Origin of the sequence: Lysinibacillus sp. NPDC097279 (genome assembly GCF_044761745.1) — a bacterium.
GTDB lineage: Bacteria > Bacillota > Bacilli > Bacillales_A > Planococcaceae > Lysinibacillus.
Genome location: NZ_JBIWDA010000001.1, coordinates 965,958 through 986,135 on the forward strand (window position 1 = coordinate 965,958; position 20,178 = coordinate 986,135).

Consider the following 20,178-nt stretch of genomic DNA (forward strand, 5'->3'; position numbering starts at 1 on the left):
TTGAAAAAAATATTCCATTTTTATAGTTTTCTTTTTATTATTAAAGTTGGAGGGGATATTAGATGTATAGTAATACAGCGAATATGTTTAAACAAACTACTAATCTTATAAATGCTTTGAATAAATTAAAGCAAAACTTATCTTTTGTAAAATCAAATGTAAATAATGATAAAACGCTGGCCATCTATTTTTTAAGTAATGCCTATAGTGACTTTAATTTATTTAAAACAATCTACTTATCTGTAACACCTGGTGATCATAAAATTGAAGCATTTTTAAAAGAGTTTGAGAAATTTTTTGTAGATGTAAACAAATATTTAGTATTTATTACTGAAGATAGTATAGAAGATACACTTCATAAAGAAGTGGTTCTTTCAATAAATGAAGTAGAAAGATATTTGTTAAATCAGTTAGATATGTATAGATAAAAATTGGGGGACATTCCTTATAGGAGTGTCTTTTTCTTTTTTGCGACAACAACACGCTTTTAGTAATGATATGGAATGTCAATCTACATCATTCATAGCCAATTTAGAGATAAAAAGGCCTTTTTATGGCATGTATGTAGTTTCAGATAATCGAAGAGCAGGTGGGCTGTAAAATCAATAGTAGATATTGGGCTTACACATTAAAAAGAGCTGCCTTAGAAAAGACAGCTAGTTAACATTATTTGACGGCTTTTAAAAAAGCTTTCCCTTTGCTGTATACAAAACGTTCCCACCTAGCTAATAACCCGTCTCCATTTACGCCATTTTCTAATTCTAAAGCGTGTTTTTTATGGAAATCTTTGATTCGCTTATTATGTTCTTGTTGCCACTGATGTAAAGGATTATGTTTCATTCTTTCCCTCCTTTTAGTTTGTTAATTATATGGTTAGAAAGGGTAAATTGAAAGCAATATATCTACTTACTTAAAAATAAATCGGGTAGTTACAAATGAAGCATATTTAATAACTTGATTAGTAACATTAAAAAAGCAACATTAAGTTTGTTTCTTCTTAGATAACATGACAACACTCGATAAAATTGTGATAAAACCGCCAATTAAGAAAATATAAGCTACTAATATGGACATTTCTTCTAAGTTGTTTGTAAAGATTCTATATGCTCCTAAAGTAAATAATGCTAAACTACTTACTAAACTAAGAATCGTTCTATTCTTATTAGTCAATACAACGCACCTCCAAATAATGGGATTGATAATAAGCGATAATAACACTCCAGCTAATTAGAAAATCTCAACCAATAGGTTTTCTTTCTAACAAATCCATTTTCCATTTTTAACATAATGCCAAATGGAGGTAAAAAAGGAAAATACCCCGTAGAAAGCGAAATAGTTGTACTTACCGAATTAAGTCCTCTCAAGCACTTTAATATGTAATTTATGTAAATAATAACATAATAAAAACTTCAAAAACATCTAAAAAAATTTTTATGGTGATACTTTTTTTATTTGTTATGGTTAGTCTATTATAGATTTACTATTTATCGCTTTGACAATACTAGAAATTGTATATATTACATTGAAAAAACAACTGAGGAGGAATGAAAGTTGAAAATCAAAAGGATAGATCATGTGGCTATTGTCGTAAACGATCTTTCTGCCGCTAAAGCATTTTTCCACGATATAGGACTTGAAGTAAAAGGGGAATGGGAAGCGGAAGGAGATTTGATGGGATATGCAGTTGGACTTAAAGACACTAAAGTTGGGTGTGTAGGATTGGGAACTCCAGACGGTCCAACATGGATAGAACTCATCAAATTTTATTCGCCATTAGATGAAAAAGATATTCAGCAAACTTTTGCAAATACACTAGGTATCCGACACCTTGCATTTACAGTTGAAAATATTGAAGCTATTGTTGCTAAACTAAAAGGGAAAGGTACGGAAATTTTTAGTGAAATACAGCAATATGAAGATAGCTATAAATTATGCTACGTTCGAGGTCCAGAGGGAATTATTTTAGAGTTGGCTGAGGAAATCCAATAAGTAAGGAAAGGAAAAATTCGAAAATAACATCGCTGCCAACGTTGATAAAAAATATATTATTGGTTATTATTTAAATTACTTTTTAATTGAGATTTAGATATTGATAATATATTTCTATAGTCATGCACTTAAATTGTTATGTCAATTGAAAGGAATAATGTTCGATGATAAAACAGAAAAAAATGAAATTTGAGGTAACACTTTTTAAGTAGACGTATCATACCTCTATAAACTACGTTTGCTTAAAGATAGGGGCAGCGTATGCAAAGCAAAGTAAAAATTGTAGAAATGACTATTGAAAATATAGGTAATTATGATGATAAAAACCAAACATTTCAAGTCATAGGCAAGTTAATTCCAACATATCAAAATGAATGTTGGTCCTTTCAAGAAGAAATTTATGAAAAATCCTTTGAAACAAAATATCAAGAAGAATATGGTTTTGAAGCGTACATTGGAAATCCAGACTGTATTGCTTTTTTATACTATTTGGAAGATATTTGTTTAGGGCAAATTACTTTATCAACAAGTGTTACCCAGTATGCTTCGATTGATAGACTTATTATCTCAAAAAGTCATATAGGAAATGGCATAGGTACTGCACTCTTAAAAAGAGCAAAAGTGTGGGCTTTAGAAAAGGAAATGAAAGGTTTTACGCTTGAAACACAAGATGTTAATTTGCTCGCTTGTCGTTTTTATTCTAAAAATGGATTCACCATAGGTTCAGTCGACAATTTGCTTTATGCCAACTCAAAATATGCGAACGAAAAGGCTGTGTTTTGGTATTTAAAGTTTTAAGCCTTACTTATAACGCCATGAACAGATGTTTTATGGCTGACATCACTTCATGAATATTGAAATTTTTAAGGGCATGCCAGTACAGCATGTCCTTTTTTCGCTTTTATGATTTCTTTACTGCACAGGCTGATTATAAAATTCTAGATTGTGGAGCTGACTAGTAAAGAAGCTTCGTCATTATATAGTGGTTAGTACTAGCCTGACAGGTAGTTATAGATGGACGTATTACTGTTTTTTTGATTGTATTGCAATATTTTTTGATAGATAGTGGCATGATATGAATTAGAGGTTAACAACTGTGTAAGGAGGAAAATGATTGGACACTTTATTAACGGAAATTCGAGAAGGAATGGACTATCTTAATTTGCAGGGCAAGCATATTAATAAAATTAAAATGAACGCTGATATTTTTGATAATATGACTAAGCTTACCAATATCGAACATGCGAATGATGCCGCTACTTTATTTGGAATTACCATCGAGTCAGATGAAAATATTGAAAAATATGCATTTATTTTAGAAGACGTACATTAATGAGTAGTGGCTTAGTTAAAATAGTCTGGAACAGCCCTTACTGTTGCAGAACGACCAGTTGGATGCTTGGATGAAAGAAATTGTAACAAGCTAAATAAGTATGTACAAAAATTTAATTATAGTGACAATAACCTATGACTAAAGTTATAATTTTTTTGGGGAAATAAGAAAAATTATTACTGACGGATCGCCGTATGTGATGAAAGTCGCCTGTACGGTGAAGGCTCGTTATAAAACCTATATATATAGAAGGGATAAGACGAGAATAGCTTGTTAGAAGCACCAATTTTAATACCTGATACTACAAATAACTACTTGGACAATATACTCGAAATTAGCTTCTCTTCTAATACTTCTTGGGAATCTAAAATAAATTCTATTTTAATCAGTACAGACGGTGGGGTTACATTTAATCCTTTAAATTATGACTTATCATGGGTGAGTCCGGGAAAGGTCACACTTCCTAAAGGATTGCCTTCAGGCTCGTTAATTTTCAAGTTTCAAGCTATTGGTTATAAAGATGCTGTTGTAAATCAAAATGTACTTGAACCATTAGCGGAAGTAAGAATAAAAACAAAAGACACAAATATTGTACAACTGGACAACACAATTGGATTTATAACAGTTAAATCGACAGCAAAAGTAGGTGAAATTAAAGCAGCAATTGAATCCTACAATGGTTCAGCTCAAAGCTATGTATTTAGAAAAAATATCGGTGATGATAATTTCGACTATACAGAATCAGATACGATATCAAATATCTATGTATCATGGCTGGATATTACGTCTGAAGATGGTTCGACAAAAGGGCAATATATAATAAATTTTATTGAATAAAAAATGAGAACGTCCATTATGGCGTTCTTTTCTTTTTGTTCAACTACATATTGAGTTAGTAAAGACTGAAATCCTCATTTCATAGAGGAATCATGGCAATTTTATCAAAAAGCAGAAGGGAATGAGCTTAATGCACCCTCATTCAGTTGAAGACAGCATTTAAGCTAATAGGTCATCGATTTTTTGCTTTTAGGATTCACTTCATTAACAAAGTAAATCCTTTATTTATACAGAAAAACTTGCAAGTTATCATTTTTGTCGATTGTCGCTAATATGACATCTTTAATATTTACGTTATATGTTGATGTTAGATTATTTATTAGCCAATCCTCAGTGAACTTAGATTTATTTAACTCATGGTAATCAATTTTTCCTTCTTGAATGAGAACCGAAGGAAGGGAAAAAGGTTCAGTTACGATCTTTAAATCTGCACGCGTTGGAGTTTGGTGGGGGGGATAAATAAAACTTGAAATAGAGCCATCTGGTTCCCATAATGCGAGAGCTATTTTTTGAATATCTTCTATTTTTTCCTTTCTTAACTCTGATAAAAGAAAATCAATAGTAATCCTGGCCTTTCTTAAGTTTGCGGAAACAATTTTCCCGTTTTTAATAAGAGGAATCGGAGGTGGGTCCATAAAATGTCGAAATGGAATCCATTTCATACTTAATAAAACCCCGAGTAAATATAAAATAATTAATACCGATATGGTAATCATGGAACCTTTTAATCCTAATCCTTCATCAGACAATGGATGAGCAATGATATTACCAAGAGTTATTGCCATTATAAAATCGAGTAACCCCAACTGAGCCATTGACCGTCGCCCCATAATTTTTGTCGCAAAAAGTAAAAAGAAAAAAGTAACAAACGCTCTTAGAACCCATTGTATAGCGGTAAGAGATTCTTGCCCATGAAAGAAATCCAAAATGAAACATCCCCTCGCATTAAATCTTGATTTATTATCTCCTTTTACACTATTATTATGTGTTTGTCACGGTAATGGGTGTTTGAAAAAAATGTGAGAAAAGTTAAATAAAAAAAGTTTAGTTTCCTAAAGCGAAGATCTAGCTTTTTACTCCAATACCTCTATTTTGACACACTACGTGTAGAAAATGATTTAGTTTTTAACTTATAAAAAACCTGTCGTCATTTTAACCGTGGGGATGGTATAATTTTACGTATATTTAATTAGGAAGGAAGTGAATTCATGAGTAATTTAGAACAAATTAAACTCGTGAAGCCACCATTTCCCAAGCTACGATGTTTTTCTTTCAAACCTATAATTATTTAGGAGAGGATTATTTTGAAGAAAAACATCGGAAACAAAACACCTAGCTTATTATTATTAATTGTATTAGTAGGCTTTCCACAAATTAGTGAAACTATTTTTAGCCCATCATTACCTTCTATCGCAGAAGTATTGAACACTTCTATGAGTGAAGCACAGCTTACTATGAGCGTATACTTTATCGCTTTTGCCTTCGGAGTATTTTTCTTTGGACGACTATCTGATAAAATCGGACGTCGTAAGGCAATGCTTTATGGGTTATTTTTATATTTTGTTGGTAATGTACTTTGTTTAGTAGCAAATGAAATGGCAGTTTTATTAGTCGCACGCTTTATTCAAGCGTTTGGTGCAAGTGTTGGCTCTGTCGTGACACAAACGATTTTACGTGAAAGCTTTACTGGTGTTGTGCGTCATAAATTGTTTGCTCAAATTTCAGCAGCCCTTGCATTTACACCTGCACTTGGTCCCTTAATCGGAGGTTTTACTGATTATTATTTTGGCTTTAAAGCTGTATTTTTAGTGTTAGTCACTATGAGCATTATTGTATTTTGCTATGCGTCTTTACGCTTACCTGAAACAGCGCTAGCAACATATGAGATGAAGCCAATATTACCAATAGTAAAACGCATGATTACAAATCCGCGACTATGGCGTTACGGCGTATTAATTGGTGGTATTAATGGTGTTTTATTTAGTTACTATACCGAAGCACCTTTTATTTTTACGCAATACTTTACACTAACAAGTGCGGTATATGGCTATTTAGGCATTATCGTTGCACTCGCTTCTATTGCAGGGGCGATGCTATCTAAACGACTCGTTAGTCACACAAAACCTGAGAAAATTATCGTCCGTGGTTTAGTCATAATGTTCATCGGCACATTTTTCGCTACAGCAGTCCATTTTTTACCGACTGTATTACAGATGCCTACGATGATTATGAGTGTGTTCATTATTCTATTTGGTACAGGTACCGCTTTACCAAACTGTTTAAGCTTAGCGCTCATCGATTTTCAAGACGTTATCGGTACTGCTAGTGCATTATTTAGCTTAGGCTATTATTTACTCGTCAGCGCTACAATCTTTGGCATGAGCCTTTTCCATAATGGAACAGTCCTTGCGATGCCTTTATATTTTTTAGCGTTAGCAATTGTAATGCTTTTAATAAGCTTACCGTTACTTCATAAACAAGATTCGTAAATTTGAAAAAAGTATCCTCTTTTGAGGATGCTTTTTCTTTTGCATGAGTATGGAAAAGGATTATATCCGATCATAGAGGCTTTATAAGTGCTGAAAGGTTGAGCATACAAAAGTATCGGACATTATGGAGAGTACCATCGTTATTGAAAGAAAGTGTGCAGTAACTAAAACAAATGAACACCAGTACAAAGCACTGGTATTCATTTTATGTTGTAAGTAGCAGGTGACAAATTATTATTTAAGTTAATTATTAGAAGAAGTGACTGTTTGTTTTGTAACAATTTTGCTAAATAAGGAGGCTAAAACTTGTTGAAACAACATTCCAAATACAACGGGCATTGCTACTTTACTTGGGAAATATGTTGTTGCAACAATGACACCAATTGCAATATTTCTCATTCCGCCTGTAAATACTAAGGTCGTCATTTGCGGATAGTCTTTAATAATATATCGACCAATGATTAAAGCAAACACATAGCCCGAGACAGCAATTAGCAAGACTAAAAGTAAAACGGAAATTAGATGTAAGTTGAAATTTTTTAAATATGGAGAAATGGCGCTACTATTAATCATTATCACTGCAAATAAACACAGTTTTGAAAAAGGAGCAAGTTTCTTCCCAAATTTCTTTGGTATTTCTCCTTTGGAAAGTTCGTTCACTAATATACCTAGAATAGTAGGCAACACAATCATCAATATTAAATTAAGTATAAGGGAAGCAATATCTAATTGAATTTTTTCACCTGAAACTATATAGAGCATGAACGGCATGATAAACGGAGAAAGTAGTGTATCAATTAAAATAATAGATAAGCCTAACGGCAAGTTGCCCTTACAGATATTTATCCAAATAACACTTGTTACGCCTGTAGGTACTGCAACCGATAATACAAAGCCGACAGTTAATAAATGATCATCGAAAATGATAGTCGATAAAAAATAAGCCCATAAAGGCATCAATAGGTGAAGAAAGATAATGGAGAATAAGATGAGAGCTGGATGCTTTGTAAAAATTTTTACATCTTTAAATTTCATGTTTAAACTTCCAATGAATGTCATAAAAGCAAATAGCCAAGATACGAGGAATAATAGACTGTGTCCAACGCTTTCTAATAAAACACCTACAACTAAACTTAATGGTGTTAAAATGGCAATGTATTTTTGGAGAAATACATTTAGTTTTTCTAACATAAACAAGACCTTCTTTTTGATATATTATTTAAATAACTTTAACATATGTTTTTAGTAAAAAGTAAAATATTAATCCGCTACAAGTTGATTTTATCTTTTCTAATTTAATGAAAATTACTATAATGTACTTTCAAGCTAAAATGGCTAGGTGAAATATAAAGTCAACCATCATGAGCTACGAGGTTTGGAGAAACTAAGATAGTGTAACATAAGTTTTGCTTAAGCTATTTTTGTGCAATACTTTAATATATGTTAAAATAAACCATATTGATATGTTAAAAGACACAGAAATCATTTAAGAGGAGGGTGAGCGTATGAGCGCAAAGAAGAAAAATGGAAAATTACAAATATTAACGATAATTTTAATAATATCACTATTTGTTGTGGCATTTGTTTCTTTTTTCTTAGGTCATTTCATGGTGGGTTCAGTTTTATTTGTAATCTTTATCGTTATTTTGAATGCTATTAGTAGTTGGACGAGAGTCAAAAATACAGAGTACATTCATTTTAAAAATCACAAAAACAATGAGAAGTGGTGATTTACCCCCATTTGCATATTGGCCATTCACTTGAGTGGCTTTTTATATTTGTTTTTCTTTTATAGGAAATTTGATAGAGAAGGGTAGAAAGCAAAAGGCATTATTCCTCTTGCTTCTTTTCTATAAATAAAGAGAAACTGAAAAAATAATTGAAGGAGTGGATTTATATATTAATGAAGCAATCAAAAACTTAAGTAAAATCTCTCTGAACGAATGGAGATTGCATGCACTGGACTTCCTAGACGGCAGTGCTATTTGAGGAACATCTTATGTTGCCAAATGAAAAGCGACAAAATAAAAAAAGTCCTATGTTTGTACAAAATCCATACAAACATAGAAACTCACTTATTATTTGGACGCTATTTGTTATAGTTATAGTAAGTGATTTAGCGACTTTTTGCTTAAATCACAGCATGTTAATTACCAAAGTAGAGACTTTTCAATTCTTCCTCACGCATTGTGATGCAGTAAAACTAGGATTTTACCATCTTCAGCGTCATTCGAATAGCGTTCAGCTTCATCATCTGGGACTCCAATTTCCATAAGTGCATGCTTTAAGCCACCAGCTCCAGAGCTTGCCCCTACGACTGCTCCTCCAATTGTTGTAATGATAGGGCCTGCAGCCAATACAGCACCAAATCCTGGTATTAATATACTGGACAATCCTGCTATCACGCCTGCTATGCCAATGGCAGCACCAGTCGCAGCTCCAGCAAGGGCACCATCCATAGTGGAGGGTTTTACTTCCTGTGTGTTTACTGATAATTCTTTTGCTTTTTTAGCAATAACTGAAATTTCCTCCGTTGTATAGCCGCTCTCTTTTAAATCTTTAACTACCTCAGCTGCTTTTTGTTCATTATCGTATACGCCAATAACTTGATTCTTCATTTCAAATTACCTCCTGTTTGTTTCTTCAACTATGTATTCTTTACCCGTGTTTTAGTATTTCTAGACACAAATCACCTTTGGATTGTTGATTAGATGTTTTTATAAGATTGATTGTATTTTAATTCTTGTAATCAAAAATCAACTAGTATATAATTTAGTTTACTTAACTAAATCAGGGGGTTTGAAATTGGAAAGAGAGATTGTTACAGATGAAGCTAAGAAAAAAAAACCATTTCTATTTAAACTTGGAATAGGGCTTCTAATCCTTTATCCTATCTTATGGGGAGCGGCTGCAATCGTACCATTTACGCCATTTCCGACTCATATAAAGGCAACTTTTATGACATTATTTATAGTTTTGGGAGAAATACTTTGTTTGTTAGGTATTGCGCTTGTTGGGAAAGAAGTGGTGACTAAATATAAAAATAAGTTAAATCCTAAAAATTGGAGAAGAGGAGGTGATTAACAAAATGATGAATAATGAAAACTTACCTGAGGAAATAAATAAAACTTTAGAAGAGCTTTGGCTGTTACTTGAAACAAAAGAACGAGCTTATACAAATTTCCAATTAAATAATCAACAATATTCGTTATTAACATTAATTATTCGCCATCCTTCATCCACTCCTACAGAGTTAGCAGAGAAAATGAATATTACCAAAAGCGCTATTAGCCAACAGTTAGTAAAACTTGAAGCGGAAGGTTATATTTATAGAAAGCAACACGTAGATGATAAGCGTGCATTTTCTGTTGAATTAGCCGAAAAAGGACTGCTATATAAAACAGAAATGAATAGATTTATGCAGCAGGTTTCCGAAAAATATTATGCGATTTTATCACCCCAAGAGTTAACAAGCTTTTTATCCGCACTTCAAAAACTAACTAAAGTAATAGAAGGGTTATAGCCTGAATTTAGTTTCTTATATTGTTTATGAGCATTCAAAAAACTATTCTACCATTTTAAATCTGGATATATTTCAGAGATCTTCATACCTTCTATTGTTCCATTTTCAAGGAGTTCTTCATATCCATTAAATTCTTGAGAAAATTGATCTTTAACTCTTGTTAAATAGGATTTCTCACGACTATGACTTATCCAATATTCCTCACCTTTATAATAAAAATTTAGTTCATCGTTCATCTCGAGATGGCTTTTGAACTCTAAATATTCTTTTTCTGTCATATAATATCCTCCTTTATACAGGGACAGGGCCTCTTTTGCTTAACTAATATAAGAGACGAATGTATGGAAATTACAACCATATTACTTTTTATATTGTATAATCAAAATACAATATTTAAAAGGTGATGGTAATTTTGCTAACAATATTACAAATTCTTTTTTCAATCATAGTAATATCACTCTCGACTTACTCAATTATCACAAGTGATTATCAGTTGAGTTTCCTAGTGATATTCTTCTTAGGATTATTGATATGTATTGTTGGAATAAAAGAATTTCAAAGAGAGAGAAAAGTTTCTGGTTGGTTCCATATAGGGGTATTTTTATTTTCAGTATATGTTTCAATTAAAATCTTTTTTTGATTCAAGATAAATGGCTTTCCGCTTTTTATAAAACTCATTAAATGTCACGGAAATCAACGAACATATTTCAAATGATGTAGCTCTGCCGCGATACTAGAAGTAAGGTAACCTACTTGTTAATTTATCACAATAGACTAATAGAAGTAATGCAAGGCCTTAATCCAGTGCAGGGATGGGGGCTTTTCTTATGCTTTAGAAACTATATCAAACATCCAAAATACTTTTGTGATAGGAGGGTTGAGTTTAGTGTAGTTTTGAGTGTGTGAATTATAGAAGAAGATTCCATTTTTTTGACTCATACATTATGATTAAGTATGTAGAGATTGTAAAATCCTTGCTATCATATTTAACAACGGAGGACTAAAATGACACCAGAACAAATTGTTAAGAAATTTTTTGAGGAAGTACGTTCAGGGGAAAATCCTGATTACGCAACTGAATTAATGGCAGACAAAGTGATGGCACACCAAGTTATTTCTGAAGAAGAAATAACGGTTATAAGAACGCCGAAAGATTATTCAGATCATGTAAAAGAAATGGTAGATGCGTATGGCACTTTTTCGTTAGAAATCCAAGAATTTATGGTACAAGATAATAAAGTATATGTACGCTGGAAACAAGTTGGTACGCATGTTGGAGAGGTTGATGGATATCAGCCTACAAGTCTTCCAGTTATTGAAATAGCAAGCGCAGTTTATCGAATAGAAGATGAAAAAATAGCAGAATATTGGATACAAATCGATAGAGCTGGTATTGAAATCCAACTAAATCGCAATAAAAGTAGTTAACATCCTTCGGGGTGTTTTTCTTTTGCTTTGAAACGGGAGTTTTGGGAATCCATAACTGAATTGTTGGAAGTGGTATTTATATAAATCTTATAAGGCGTCAATCAATTTAGTTTTGAAATGGGGGAAAATTAAGACTTTACAAAGAATTCTAACTCCTGTATATTTATTTTCTATTAACGACATATATCGACAATGTTGTTAAATGTTTAAATCTTTGAAAGGTGTGTTATTTAATGGAAAATGAACAGAGAGAAAAGAAGAGGAGTTGGCTCAAAGTACCTCATACATATACGATTATTTTTGCTATTATTTTTTTAGCAGGTATTTTAAGTTATATTATTCCAGCAGGTGAGTTTGATCGTGTAGAAGATGATGAAGGGCGTATGCTCGTTGTAGATGGAAGCTATCATCATATTGAGAGTGATCCAGTTTCATTTTTCGAAATGTTTACAGCGATTCCAATGGGGCTTGAAAAAGGAGCTCAAATTATATTTTACATTTTCTTAGTTAGTGGTGTATTTGGCATTATTCATAAAACAGGTGCGATTGAAGCTGGTGTTTATAAAGGGGTAAAAGCTTTAGAAGGCAGAGAAAAATTACTTATTCCTTTATCGATGATTTTATTCTCTGTTGGTGGTTTTACAATGGGGATGGCGGAAGAAACAATTATTTTCGTACCCATTGGTGTGGCCATTGCACGGGCGATGGGCTTTGATGCTGTAACAGGAACTGCCATGATCACACTTGGTGCTGCTAGTGGATTTTTCGGAGGCATGCTTAATCCCTTTACAGTAGGTGTTGCGCAATCCTTAGCAGATGTACCATTATTCTCAGGGATCGGTTTCCGTGCAGTAGTCTATGTTTTTGTATTAGGTTTTGCTATTTTCTATGTATCTCGCTATGCTTTTAAGGTGAAAAAGAACCCACAGGCAAGCGTTATTTATGATATTGAACAAAAAGCTAAATCCAATGTATCAGTGATTGACATTCCTACATTAACTGGAAAGCATAAATTTGTATTTATTGTCATGGCTTGTGGAATTGGCTTTAATATTTATGGTGTCTTTAATTGGGGTTGGTTCTTAACACAGCTAACTGCATCTTTCTTAATAATGGGATTAGTTGCAGGAATAATAGGCGGTTTAAAACCTGCCACTATCTTTGATTCCTTTATTGAAGGAGCGAAGGCTGTAACGTTTGGTGCTTTAATTGTAGGCTTTGCCCGTGCCATTACGGTTGTTTTAGAACAAGGGAAGATTATTGATACAATTGTGTATGCAGCATCTGAAACAATTGGACATTTACCACATGCTATTAGTGCAATCGGCATGTTAATTATTCAAGCACTTTTAAATTTATTTATTTCATCAGGCAGTGGACAGGCTGCAGCAACAATGCCGATTATGATTCCGATTACTGATTTATTAGGATTAGAACGACAAGTGGCTGTTTTAGCATTCCAATATGGGGATTCCCTCACAAACTCTATTATCCCAACTTCATCTGCATTAATGGCTTATTTAGCTGTTGCAGGTATCCCATATGAAAAGTGGATTAAATTTATTTGGAAGATGATACTTGGTTGGGTAGTCATTGCTTGTATAGCGCTAATTGCAGCAGTTGCCTTAGGTATCAGTTAAAACATGAAGTAATCAAGTTAGACATAATATAAGCAACTTCTAAGAGCTGAGTCCGATATTGTATTGGGCTCAGGTTTTTTAATTTAGCTTGTATATGTTGGTGATTATTGTAATGACATAACTTACACAATTGAATGAAAATACATCAAATGGAAGACAACTATTTTCAGTATTTAACGGTATCTCTTCGGAAGCTGTTGACGCTAATGGAAGTTGGACACAACTAGGTTATGAGGAGTCTTTAATTGAGGGTAAAACTGTATATAAAATCGCGGTTGGAGGAAACTACTCGCAAAGTGGTATTATTTCTTCACATATCATAGAGATGGAATTTCATTGTGATATATACGGAGGAATTAGTTAGAAACCCTAAGCTGCTACAATGGTAGACACATGAATTTGAGTCATACTAATATACAATTAATCCGTAAAAATATTATAAGTTAGATTGGAAAGGCACTCGTGAAAATAGCGAGTGCCTTTACTTAACATTTTTTATAAATTTTTTTCACTTTGCATATGATGAAAATTGCTTTTAATTTCTTTCCTAAGGTAATTAATGACCATGTAATTATAAGAAAATACACTGTTAGAAGAATTCTAATAGTAAATATACATTTATCTCTAAACTTATCTCTTTTTTCGTCATTAATAACTCTTTGCAATCTTTTTATAACATAAAGTATTTTTTCCAAACTTGCCATACTTTCAAAATTAGTAATATTAAAACAATAATGTAAACTTGGAGGTAGGTAAGGTACACGACATACAAGGCCTGCCTAGTTACTTAGAATGATTAGGTTCTTAATAAGTAACGTTAAAAATAAAAAATTGGAGTGATTTGATTTGACAAAATTTACACCCTTGCAAGAAGCTCAAGCCTTTGCAGAAGCGTTTCTATTACCTATTGAGCAGTTATCTATAAAACATCCTTATAAGAAGGATAAAGGTCGATATCCTCGAGTCAGAAAATTTATCCAAAACTATTTATTAAATGGTTCAAGTGAAACATTCAATTCTTCTCCAATTCAACAAGGTGTTGGACAACTAATGATGTTCTGTGCTCAGTTCGCCCAACAAAAGGCTCAAGCTGGAGAACATGATGCAGTTTACAAAGAAATTGTTAATACTGTTATTCCAAAACTTATCGATAAAGCTTTTAATTTTCCGACGAATCCAATTGATCAACTAGCAGGTTTAATTTATCTTGGGGCAGCAATGCTTAAGAAATTAGATGATTCTCAGAGCGATGTTTCATTTTCTAATGTAGATACATTGTTAGAGCAATACCGAGAGCATTTTGCTAATGAAGTATTAAGTTCCAGAGAATACAATATTTTAAAGTATTATCGTACTCCGTCAGCTTGGACATACGATGATTCAGAAAAATCATATCGTTTTGCTGCTGGGCCATATGAGGGACAAATCGGATATTGGATCACTACAGCGGATTTATCAACTGATCCTCAGAAAGATTACTTAGATAACCCAACTGTTCTTGATGATTCGGGAAAGGTTACGTTCGCAGGAATTCAACCAGGTACAAGCGGTAAAGATTATATTAATCATCATGCATATTTTAAAACTAAAAACGAACGATTTATTCTTAATTCTTCACTAAATGCTGTTGCTTGTTGGATGGCAGCGCATGTATATGATGTAAAGGTTAATGAGACTGGCGCTTCATTAGATCCTGCACATAACCTGAAAAATGCAATCCGAGATGTTCTTAGTTATACTCTATGGGGTTCCAATACTTCAGTGGCTAATGCTTCTAAAGGTTGTTTCCAGCAAGAGCCCTATAACAATTCATTATCTGCAAAAAGAGTTCTTCCTGTTCACGGGTTTTCTGATGTCAACCTGACAAATAATATGCTACGTGCTCGGTTCGATTCTCCTGCATATAATGCTTTTGCAATAACATTCTTGCAAATTTATGCAAGCTTAATAGAAAACCCAACAGCCTCATCATGGCACAGTCTTGTTCCGAATATAGATTCGGATTCTGGAGTTATGGTTACTCAGCTAATTAATACCTACAAGGAGATTTTTGATAACTATTCAACTATCAAAAATAACTTAGTTAGTAATTCGTTTAGCCAAGCGAAATATTGGGGAATGTACATTCCTGAAAATGCCATGTTAGGTTCATCCGAGTTGATTAAAAATCCGTGGCAAATGCCTAATAAAGGCGAGGGAATCAATCAAGCTATGGTTGGATTATTTAATGTTTATCCTGGAATTACAGGACAAGGAATAGCAAGTATGGAAAACAAAGTTTCAATAGCAATTAAACATCAACTTGATGTTGGTCAAGCATTACACGGTCAAAGTAAGTTTCCATCGCACGGTCGTTCAGGCCTTTGGGATTTGGCTCGCTTAGATATATTAGCCGATACTTCAAATACAAGTGGAACTGTTGATGCTGCTACAGACCTTACTACCACCGATAAAGAATCTCCGAACTGTGCTGGAGCTCGTCGAGCATTCTACGCTTTAGCTATGGCATTAGCAGTTGATGGTTCTAGTAGTTTTACATTAGATTAATAGGAACTTAGGGTTTCTTCTTCCAAACTACTACGACCTGAAGAGCGAGCTTTCAACATTTATTACAATAACTAATTAGACGAATGCAAACCCCTTGAGTGGATTCGAGGGGTTTTTATTTTGTTTTGAGAGTGCGTCCATCACCTATCATACTTAATAAAAACTAAGGGCGATAGAGGTAATCCCAACCCAATACCAAGTTTCCAAATTGAGCTAATGGAGTATAACACTTAAACTTGATTGACAGGTTAGTATAAAATATATTTAGGGAATATTTTACATATAATATATGCACAATGTTAAAATAAAAGAGAATAGTTTGTCTGGGGGGAGAAAGCCTTGTTTTGGGTCGCAATCACCATCTATATTCTTTTAATAGTTAGTTCTATAATTCTCGAAAAGTTGTTGAAACGGAAATTTAAACTGGAAAAGGATTTTAAATTTAGTAAAAGGTTCACTAAAAATCAAAATTTAATAGAAATTATAATGTTAATTATATTTGTTATTGGTGTATTTATGTCGAGTATTACTGTACTTGAAAACAATATTTATCGTCCATTAAATCCAATCCCTAGTTATATGTCGCTTTCACTATATTTTTTTGTATTATTTGGATTTAGAGGTTGTATGGCAAAAAGAATTGATAAAGAATCAAGAGTATTTTACATCCATTTCGCCTTCTCTGTGTGGTTCCCAATAGTAATCATAATAGCCTTTCATACTACGAAAATTTTTCTATAACCTTTTTCCTTTTTATTAATTAAACAGCAGGGACATTTGTTGAAGATATCGAAAGAATGCAGCAAATAGAAACTTCTTTAGTATTAAACATTCGGGAGCGATTCTGTAATAAGTAGCAATGTTAGGTTTCATTTAAGGGCCCTTAAAAAAACTAGGAAAGTATCTTTATCTTTACAGGAAATAGTGTTATTGAACGCTGAATTCATTAGGAGGTGTTATTGTTATGGAAATATTCTGGGTAAACGGACAATATCAAGAAGATGAACGGATTTTTGATTCTCAGTTTGAAGTTTATGAATGGACGGACTCATTATATCAAGATTTCTCAAATGGCTTTTTAAGAAAAGAAAATATCGGTTATGCAACTCCTGATGCAAAGGTAATTGATTGTTTAACGGAACTAATACCACAATGGGCGGGATACACAAATGTAAATGTTACATTGCATAAAGATATGATTGAGATAGACGGTAATGATTTGTATAGAATTTGGATTACTTATTGTAGATAAAGTTATTCCATAATCGGGTGGTATTGTGAAATAACAATTATGAAAGATAACCAAACAATGCTTTGGAAGGGTTTGTGTTAGGCTACTGAACAAACTTAATAAAATAGGTAATTGACACAAAAATAAGGGAGAAAATATGAACACTATTATCAAACAATTAACTGAAATGAAAGATGAATTAAGACAGCCATTTCCTACTGAAGATATAAATAAAATAAGTGAAGATTTTCGAACAGAATTTTTGAACTTATCGAATGAGGATGAGGTGGATTTCTATGAGGATTTTCGATTCTACTGTTCAAACATAGCGGGAACGTTAAGTTATGTTTTAGAAGGAAAGATTAATCAAATTCCTGAAGGACAAATTGACATGCTATATAAGTCTTTTTTTGAATACTATAATCAATATGAATTTCTTGAAGACAAGATAGCAAACTATAATCATTTCTTTCAAGAATTTAAAATCAATGAGCAAGCAAGAAAATGGTTATTACAGCTGTTGTCAAATAACCATTATCCATTAAAACAACAGAGTCTTTACACTAAAATAAATCTGAATTATGAGAAATGAACTTTACATGTATACAAAAAAAATTTAATTCGATAGAAAAAATGGTAAGAAAGCTAGTAAACAATAGAAGTGGAGAAAAGTTAAATGAGATTATCGAGCACTACGGTTAAAAGAGTTAGAAAAACATATTGAGTCAGATGAAGAAGTAGCCAATGAGCTACTTCTTTTTAACAACATTTGCTCAACAATCGAGTCAGAATGTGGAATAACTATTTTAAAATGTTACCTAACAACGCTTTTGCAAAAATAATATAGTTGTTTAGTTTGAATACATTTTTAAAAAATAGTTTTATTAAAAAAGACACCGTAGTGTCTGATGTTTTTTAAATTAAGCATACCGATAAATTGAAATTCAATTACTTATAATTATCCTTATCAAGGGAGCGAGATATTTTATCGGCGAGTGTATACAAACCATGTAATACTTGCTGTTAATAATGCAGACGAAATCAAAGCTGTAAAAACGCTATATGTTTGCCAAATAAGTATCGTTGACCAATCGAAAGCAAAGCACAGTATACCCAGGGCGAACGTAGCAATCAGGAAAATAACTGTTACGATTGTTCTCTTTTTTGTCATTCGATGTCGCTCATTCGTTTTCCTTCTGCTGCGTAATCCTAAGAGAAATAGCAAAACTGCCAATAGGGAAAGAATAATGGTGAAAGACGATAAAATAATATCCAAAAGCTGTGTGCCGCTTATTTCATATGACTGAGTTAAATTGCCATCTAATATATCTTTAACTTTTAGTACCAGGTTTATATTGGTATTCGCACCGTTACTCAGCAAGCAAATGGCTGTGCGTTCATTTGGCAAGATGACTACTTCGGTTCTGAAATTTGGGTTGCCCCCAGTGTGTTCTATAATCGTTTGGTCGGCGTTTACCAACCAGCCTGCCGCATAATACATATCGTTGACAGACGAAACTGACATATTACCCTTATGTGATTTTTCGATAACCTTTTGAAATATTTCGGGTACGTTCTGCACGATACCCATTTGTATGCCCATCCACCGCGCCATATCTTTTGTATTCGAAATGATATAGCCTGCAGGTTTATTCCCAGCATAATCTGGAGCTTTAAATGGAGTTGTCATAAAAAAGGAAGAACGGTAACCTTGTGCCAACTGTCCAGTGGCTTGAGCGTCTTCTTTATAAACATACGTCTGGTGAAGACCTAACGGCTGAAATACCTGTTTTTTCATAAAGTCTTCATAGCTTTGTCCCGACACCATCTCAATAACCAAACCCAATACGTCATAATTAACGGTTCCATAGTTATACTGTTCACCGGGAGGGAACTCCAATTCTGCATCAGCGAGCATTTCCACAGTCTTTTGCAACATATCCGGTGTATTACCTTGTGGAATAATTTGAGTATGTCTAATATTTGTTAGACCACTGGTATGATGAAGAAAGTTATTTAATGTAAGACTTTGCATATCAACAAGTCTCCCTTGATACTTTAACGTAAACCAAGGTAAATATTTTTGGACAGGGTCAGTCATTGAGAGCAACCCTTGCTCCTCCAACAGCAAAATACCCAAACCAGTAAAAGCTTTACTGACTGAAGCTAACTCATAGAGTGTATTTTCACTTGCAGACAACTCCTTTTCACGGTCTGCATACCCTGAAGAAAAGTAGAGCACTTCATTATCAACAAGAATTGAGATTGACATTCCTGGAACACCTGATATATGACGCGCATCATCTAGCAACGCTTGTATTGCCGCAGATTTCGAATCTGACAAGGCATAACTTTGTGTTGAGAATCCTGAGAATAATATAAATATCATTAATATAAAAATAAAAATCTTTTTCATAAACCCTGCTTTTCTGTCGAACCAAAAACTTCATCAACCTCTTTTGAAAAAACTCGGAAAATATAGTTTTTCTCTTGTTCTTCCGAAGCAATACCTGTCCCTAAACCTTCAGGTGTTTTCCCACCTTGAATAAACATTAAAATATTATGGTCATCGTCAACTGTTGAAAAATCACCTTTTTTCCAACGTTTTAATATATCTAGATATATTTCATAAGGTGCATATTTATCAGACATTTTATGACGTTCATATTTATCTTTGTTTTCTTCTACCATCTGTATTAAAGTGTCGATTCTTTCTGGTGTAATCATAATAGAACCTTCTTTCGATTCAGCGATAATCTTCTGGTGTGCCATCTCTTGAATCACTTCTTCTACTAGATTGCCAACAAAGGGTTCATCTCCACTTTTCCATTCATCAATTTTCTTGGAGAAAATAGGATTTTCCCACCCCATACCACTCACATCAACCGTCGATACAAATTTTTCTTTTTCCTCTTCTTTTGAATTGTTCTTTAATTCTTTCACATCTTGTTCTGACTCTTCTTTCTCATAGATCATTTCTGTGATTAAAAGAGTACCTCCTACACTCAATAACGCAGTTAAAACAACAATACCTAAAACATATGTCCACTTCATTATTCCACCACCATAAATAACATTTTAAACCAAATTATCATATATAATCCTTTATGTAAACAACGATCACATTTTCCCATCCCTCTAACAATTCACTTAAAAAATCA

At 33.1% G+C, this 20,178-nt stretch carries 24 protein-coding genes; 16 read left to right on the plus strand and 8 right to left on the minus strand.

Features of this window, described 5'->3' with window-relative positions; all coding sequences use genetic code 11:
* The first annotated feature begins 62 nt into the window (after positions 1-62).
* Positions 63-428, plus strand: a complete 366-nt coding sequence (locus ACIQ1H_RS04755; protein ID WP_172771800.1) for a hypothetical protein — start codon at positions 63-65, stop codon at positions 426-428.
* A gap of 238 nt (positions 429-666) precedes the next feature.
* Here the strand turns inward: ACIQ1H_RS04755 and ACIQ1H_RS04760 are convergent, their stop codons facing one another.
* Together ACIQ1H_RS04760 and ACIQ1H_RS04765 are read right to left on the minus strand one after the other, a co-directional pair.
* A complete protein-coding gene (locus ACIQ1H_RS04760) occupies positions 667-840 on the minus strand; it encodes a hypothetical protein (RefSeq protein ID WP_402886901.1) in 174 nt (57 codons plus the stop codon).
* 141 nt (positions 841-981) lie between these two features.
* Positions 982-1,170, minus strand: coding sequence for a hypothetical protein (locus tag ACIQ1H_RS04765; protein ID WP_172771798.1), 189 nt, complete (start codon positions 1,168-1,170; stop codon positions 982-984).
* 381 nt (positions 1,171-1,551) lie between these two features.
* On the opposite strand from ACIQ1H_RS04765, the gene ACIQ1H_RS04770 reads away from it, so the two are divergent.
* The 4 genes from ACIQ1H_RS04770 (at position 1,552) to ACIQ1H_RS04785 (ending at position 4,159) form a co-directional block, all read left to right on the plus strand.
* The gene (locus ACIQ1H_RS04770) at positions 1,552-1,989 is read left to right on the plus strand and encodes a VOC family protein (RefSeq protein ID WP_402886904.1); all 438 of its coding nucleotides are present in this window, start codon (positions 1,552-1,554) and stop codon (positions 1,987-1,989) included.
* Between the two features lie 261 nt (positions 1,990-2,250).
* On the plus strand, positions 2,251-2,787 hold the full coding sequence (locus ACIQ1H_RS04775; RefSeq protein WP_402886906.1) for a GNAT family N-acetyltransferase: 537 nt from the start codon (positions 2,251-2,253) through the stop codon (positions 2,785-2,787).
* Positions 2,788-3,103: 316 nt separating this feature from the next.
* Complete coding sequence (locus tag ACIQ1H_RS04780) at positions 3,104-3,322, plus strand: lactate dehydrogenase (protein ID WP_402886908.1); 219 nt, start codon at positions 3,104-3,106, stop codon at positions 3,320-3,322.
* A 270-nt stretch (positions 3,323-3,592) separates the two neighbouring features.
* Complete coding sequence (locus ACIQ1H_RS04785; protein ID WP_402886910.1) at positions 3,593-4,159, plus strand: hemoblobin-interacting domain-containing protein; 567 nt, start codon at positions 3,593-3,595, stop codon at positions 4,157-4,159.
* Positions 4,160-4,380: 221 nt separating this feature from the next.
* On the opposite strand, the gene ACIQ1H_RS04790 is transcribed toward ACIQ1H_RS04785, so the two are convergent.
* Complete coding sequence (locus tag ACIQ1H_RS04790; protein WP_402886912.1) at positions 4,381-5,085, minus strand: DUF421 domain-containing protein; 705 nt, start codon at positions 5,083-5,085, stop codon at positions 4,381-4,383.
* A gap of 378 nt (positions 5,086-5,463) precedes the next feature.
* On the opposite strand from ACIQ1H_RS04790, the gene ACIQ1H_RS04795 reads away from it, so the two are divergent.
* Positions 5,464-6,648 (plus strand): multidrug effflux MFS transporter, encoded by a 1,185-nt coding sequence (locus tag ACIQ1H_RS04795; protein ID WP_402886914.1) that lies wholly within the window; start codon positions 5,464-5,466, stop codon positions 6,646-6,648.
* A gap of 243 nt (positions 6,649-6,891) precedes the next feature.
* On the opposite strand, the gene ACIQ1H_RS04800 is transcribed toward ACIQ1H_RS04795, so the two are convergent.
* Positions 6,892-7,839 carry a bile acid:sodium symporter family protein gene (locus tag ACIQ1H_RS04800; RefSeq protein ID WP_402886916.1) on the minus strand — a complete coding sequence of 316 codons (948 nt, stop codon included), beginning with the start codon at positions 7,837-7,839 and terminating at the stop codon, positions 6,892-6,894.
* Between the two features lie 314 nt (positions 7,840-8,153).
* On the opposite strand from ACIQ1H_RS04800, the gene ACIQ1H_RS04805 reads away from it, so the two are divergent.
* Positions 8,154-8,378 carry a hypothetical protein gene (locus tag ACIQ1H_RS04805; protein ID WP_402886917.1) on the plus strand — a complete coding sequence of 75 codons (225 nt, stop codon included), beginning with the start codon at positions 8,154-8,156 and terminating at the stop codon, positions 8,376-8,378.
* A gap of 450 nt (positions 8,379-8,828) precedes the next feature.
* Here ACIQ1H_RS04805 and ACIQ1H_RS04810 read toward each other — a convergent pair whose 3' ends face one another.
* Complete coding sequence (locus ACIQ1H_RS04810; protein WP_402886919.1) at positions 8,829-9,266, minus strand: general stress protein; 438 nt, start codon at positions 9,264-9,266, stop codon at positions 8,829-8,831.
* Positions 9,267-9,453: 187 nt separating this feature from the next.
* Between ACIQ1H_RS04810 and ACIQ1H_RS04815 the strand changes: the two genes are divergently transcribed.
* Both ACIQ1H_RS04815 and ACIQ1H_RS04820 read left to right on the plus strand, forming a co-directional pair.
* On the plus strand, positions 9,454-9,732 hold the full coding sequence (locus ACIQ1H_RS04815) for a transporter suffix domain-containing protein (protein ID WP_402886921.1): 279 nt from the start codon (positions 9,454-9,456) through the stop codon (positions 9,730-9,732).
* Between the two features lie 7 nt (positions 9,733-9,739).
* Positions 9,740-10,171, plus strand: coding sequence for a MarR family winged helix-turn-helix transcriptional regulator (locus ACIQ1H_RS04820; RefSeq protein ID WP_402888549.1), 432 nt, complete (start codon positions 9,740-9,742; stop codon positions 10,169-10,171).
* Positions 10,172-10,218: 47 nt separating this feature from the next.
* On the opposite strand, the gene ACIQ1H_RS04825 is transcribed toward ACIQ1H_RS04820, so the two are convergent.
* On the minus strand, positions 10,219-10,449 hold the full coding sequence (locus tag ACIQ1H_RS04825; protein ID WP_402886923.1) for a hypothetical protein: 231 nt from the start codon (positions 10,447-10,449) through the stop codon (positions 10,219-10,221).
* A 125-nt stretch (positions 10,450-10,574) separates the two neighbouring features.
* On the opposite strand from ACIQ1H_RS04825, the gene ACIQ1H_RS04830 reads away from it, so the two are divergent.
* The 7 genes from ACIQ1H_RS04830 (at position 10,575) to ACIQ1H_RS04865 (ending at position 17,609) form a co-directional block, all read left to right on the plus strand.
* Positions 10,575-10,811 (plus strand): DUF3953 domain-containing protein, encoded by a 237-nt coding sequence (locus tag ACIQ1H_RS04830; protein WP_172771961.1) that lies wholly within the window; start codon positions 10,575-10,577, stop codon positions 10,809-10,811.
* Positions 10,812-11,176: 365 nt separating this feature from the next.
* Positions 11,177-11,599: an ester cyclase gene (locus ACIQ1H_RS04835; protein WP_402886925.1), complete on the plus strand. Its 423-nt coding sequence runs from the start codon at positions 11,177-11,179 to the stop codon at positions 11,597-11,599.
* A gap of 233 nt (positions 11,600-11,832) precedes the next feature.
* A complete protein-coding gene (locus ACIQ1H_RS04840) occupies positions 11,833-13,239 on the plus strand; it encodes a YfcC family protein (RefSeq protein ID WP_402886926.1) in 1,407 nt (468 codons plus the stop codon).
* 846 nt (positions 13,240-14,085) lie between these two features.
* The gene (locus ACIQ1H_RS04850) at positions 14,086-15,786 is read left to right on the plus strand and encodes a hypothetical protein (RefSeq protein WP_402886930.1); all 1,701 of its coding nucleotides are present in this window, start codon (positions 14,086-14,088) and stop codon (positions 15,784-15,786) included.
* Between the two features lie 339 nt (positions 15,787-16,125).
* Positions 16,126-16,527, plus strand: coding sequence for a DUF4181 domain-containing protein (locus ACIQ1H_RS04855; RefSeq protein ID WP_402886932.1), 402 nt, complete (start codon positions 16,126-16,128; stop codon positions 16,525-16,527).
* A gap of 223 nt (positions 16,528-16,750) precedes the next feature.
* A complete protein-coding gene (locus ACIQ1H_RS04860) occupies positions 16,751-17,038 on the plus strand; it encodes a hypothetical protein (RefSeq protein WP_402886934.1) in 288 nt (95 codons plus the stop codon).
* A 136-nt stretch (positions 17,039-17,174) separates the two neighbouring features.
* On the plus strand, positions 17,175-17,609 hold the full coding sequence (locus ACIQ1H_RS04865; RefSeq protein WP_402886936.1) for a YxiJ family protein: 435 nt from the start codon (positions 17,175-17,177) through the stop codon (positions 17,607-17,609).
* Positions 17,610-18,002: 393 nt separating this feature from the next.
* Here the strand turns inward: ACIQ1H_RS04865 and ACIQ1H_RS04870 are convergent, their stop codons facing one another.
* Both ACIQ1H_RS04870 and ACIQ1H_RS04875 read right to left on the minus strand, forming a co-directional pair.
* Positions 18,003-19,433: a serine hydrolase domain-containing protein gene (locus ACIQ1H_RS04870; protein ID WP_402886937.1), complete on the minus strand. Its 1,431-nt coding sequence runs from the start codon at positions 19,431-19,433 to the stop codon at positions 18,003-18,005.
* Positions 19,430-20,071 (minus strand): DUF6241 domain-containing protein, encoded by a 642-nt coding sequence (locus ACIQ1H_RS04875; protein WP_402886939.1) that lies wholly within the window; start codon positions 20,069-20,071, stop codon positions 19,430-19,432. Before ACIQ1H_RS04875 ends, ACIQ1H_RS04870 begins: the two co-directional genes overlap by 4 nt.
* Between the last annotated feature and the right edge of the window lie 107 nt (positions 20,072-20,178).

Coding starts and splice junctions, on each gene's coding strand:
- ACIQ1H_RS04840 (WP_402886926.1), top strand. CDS start 11,833: ATGGAAAATGAACAGAGAGAAAAGAAGAGGAGTTGGCTCAAAGTACCT.
- ACIQ1H_RS04805 (WP_402886917.1), top strand. CDS start 8,154: ATGAGCGCAAAGAAGAAAAATGGAAAATTACAAATATTAACGATAATT.
- ACIQ1H_RS04830 (WP_172771961.1), top strand. CDS start 10,575: ATGGTAATTTTGCTAACAATATTACAAATTCTTTTTTCAATCATAGTA.
- ACIQ1H_RS04755 (WP_172771800.1), top strand. CDS start 63: ATGTATAGTAATACAGCGAATATGTTTAAACAAACTACTAATCTTATA.
- ACIQ1H_RS04825 (WP_402886923.1), bottom strand. CDS start 10,449: ATGACAGAAAAAGAATATTTAGAGTTCAAAAGCCATCTCGAGATGAAC.
- ACIQ1H_RS04870 (WP_402886937.1), bottom strand. CDS start 19,433: ATGAAAAAGATTTTTATTTTTATATTAATGATATTTATATTATTCTCA.
- ACIQ1H_RS04800 (WP_402886916.1), bottom strand. CDS start 7,839: ATGTTAGAAAAACTAAATGTATTTCTCCAAAAATACATTGCCATTTTA.
- ACIQ1H_RS04810 (WP_402886919.1), bottom strand. CDS start 9,266: ATGAAGAATCAAGTTATTGGCGTATACGATAATGAACAAAAAGCAGCT.
- ACIQ1H_RS04865 (WP_402886936.1), top strand. CDS start 17,175: ATGAACACTATTATCAAACAATTAACTGAAATGAAAGATGAATTAAGA.
- ACIQ1H_RS04775 (WP_402886906.1), top strand. CDS start 2,251: ATGCAAAGCAAAGTAAAAATTGTAGAAATGACTATTGAAAATATAGGT.
- ACIQ1H_RS04860 (WP_402886934.1), top strand. CDS start 16,751: ATGGAAATATTCTGGGTAAACGGACAATATCAAGAAGATGAACGGATT.
- ACIQ1H_RS04875 (WP_402886939.1), bottom strand. CDS start 20,071: ATGAAGTGGACATATGTTTTAGGTATTGTTGTTTTAACTGCGTTATTG.
- ACIQ1H_RS04820 (WP_402888549.1), top strand. CDS start 9,740: ATGAATAATGAAAACTTACCTGAGGAAATAAATAAAACTTTAGAAGAG.
- ACIQ1H_RS04835 (WP_402886925.1), top strand. CDS start 11,177: ATGACACCAGAACAAATTGTTAAGAAATTTTTTGAGGAAGTACGTTCA.
- ACIQ1H_RS04760 (WP_402886901.1), bottom strand. CDS start 840: ATGAAACATAATCCTTTACATCAGTGGCAACAAGAACATAATAAGCGA.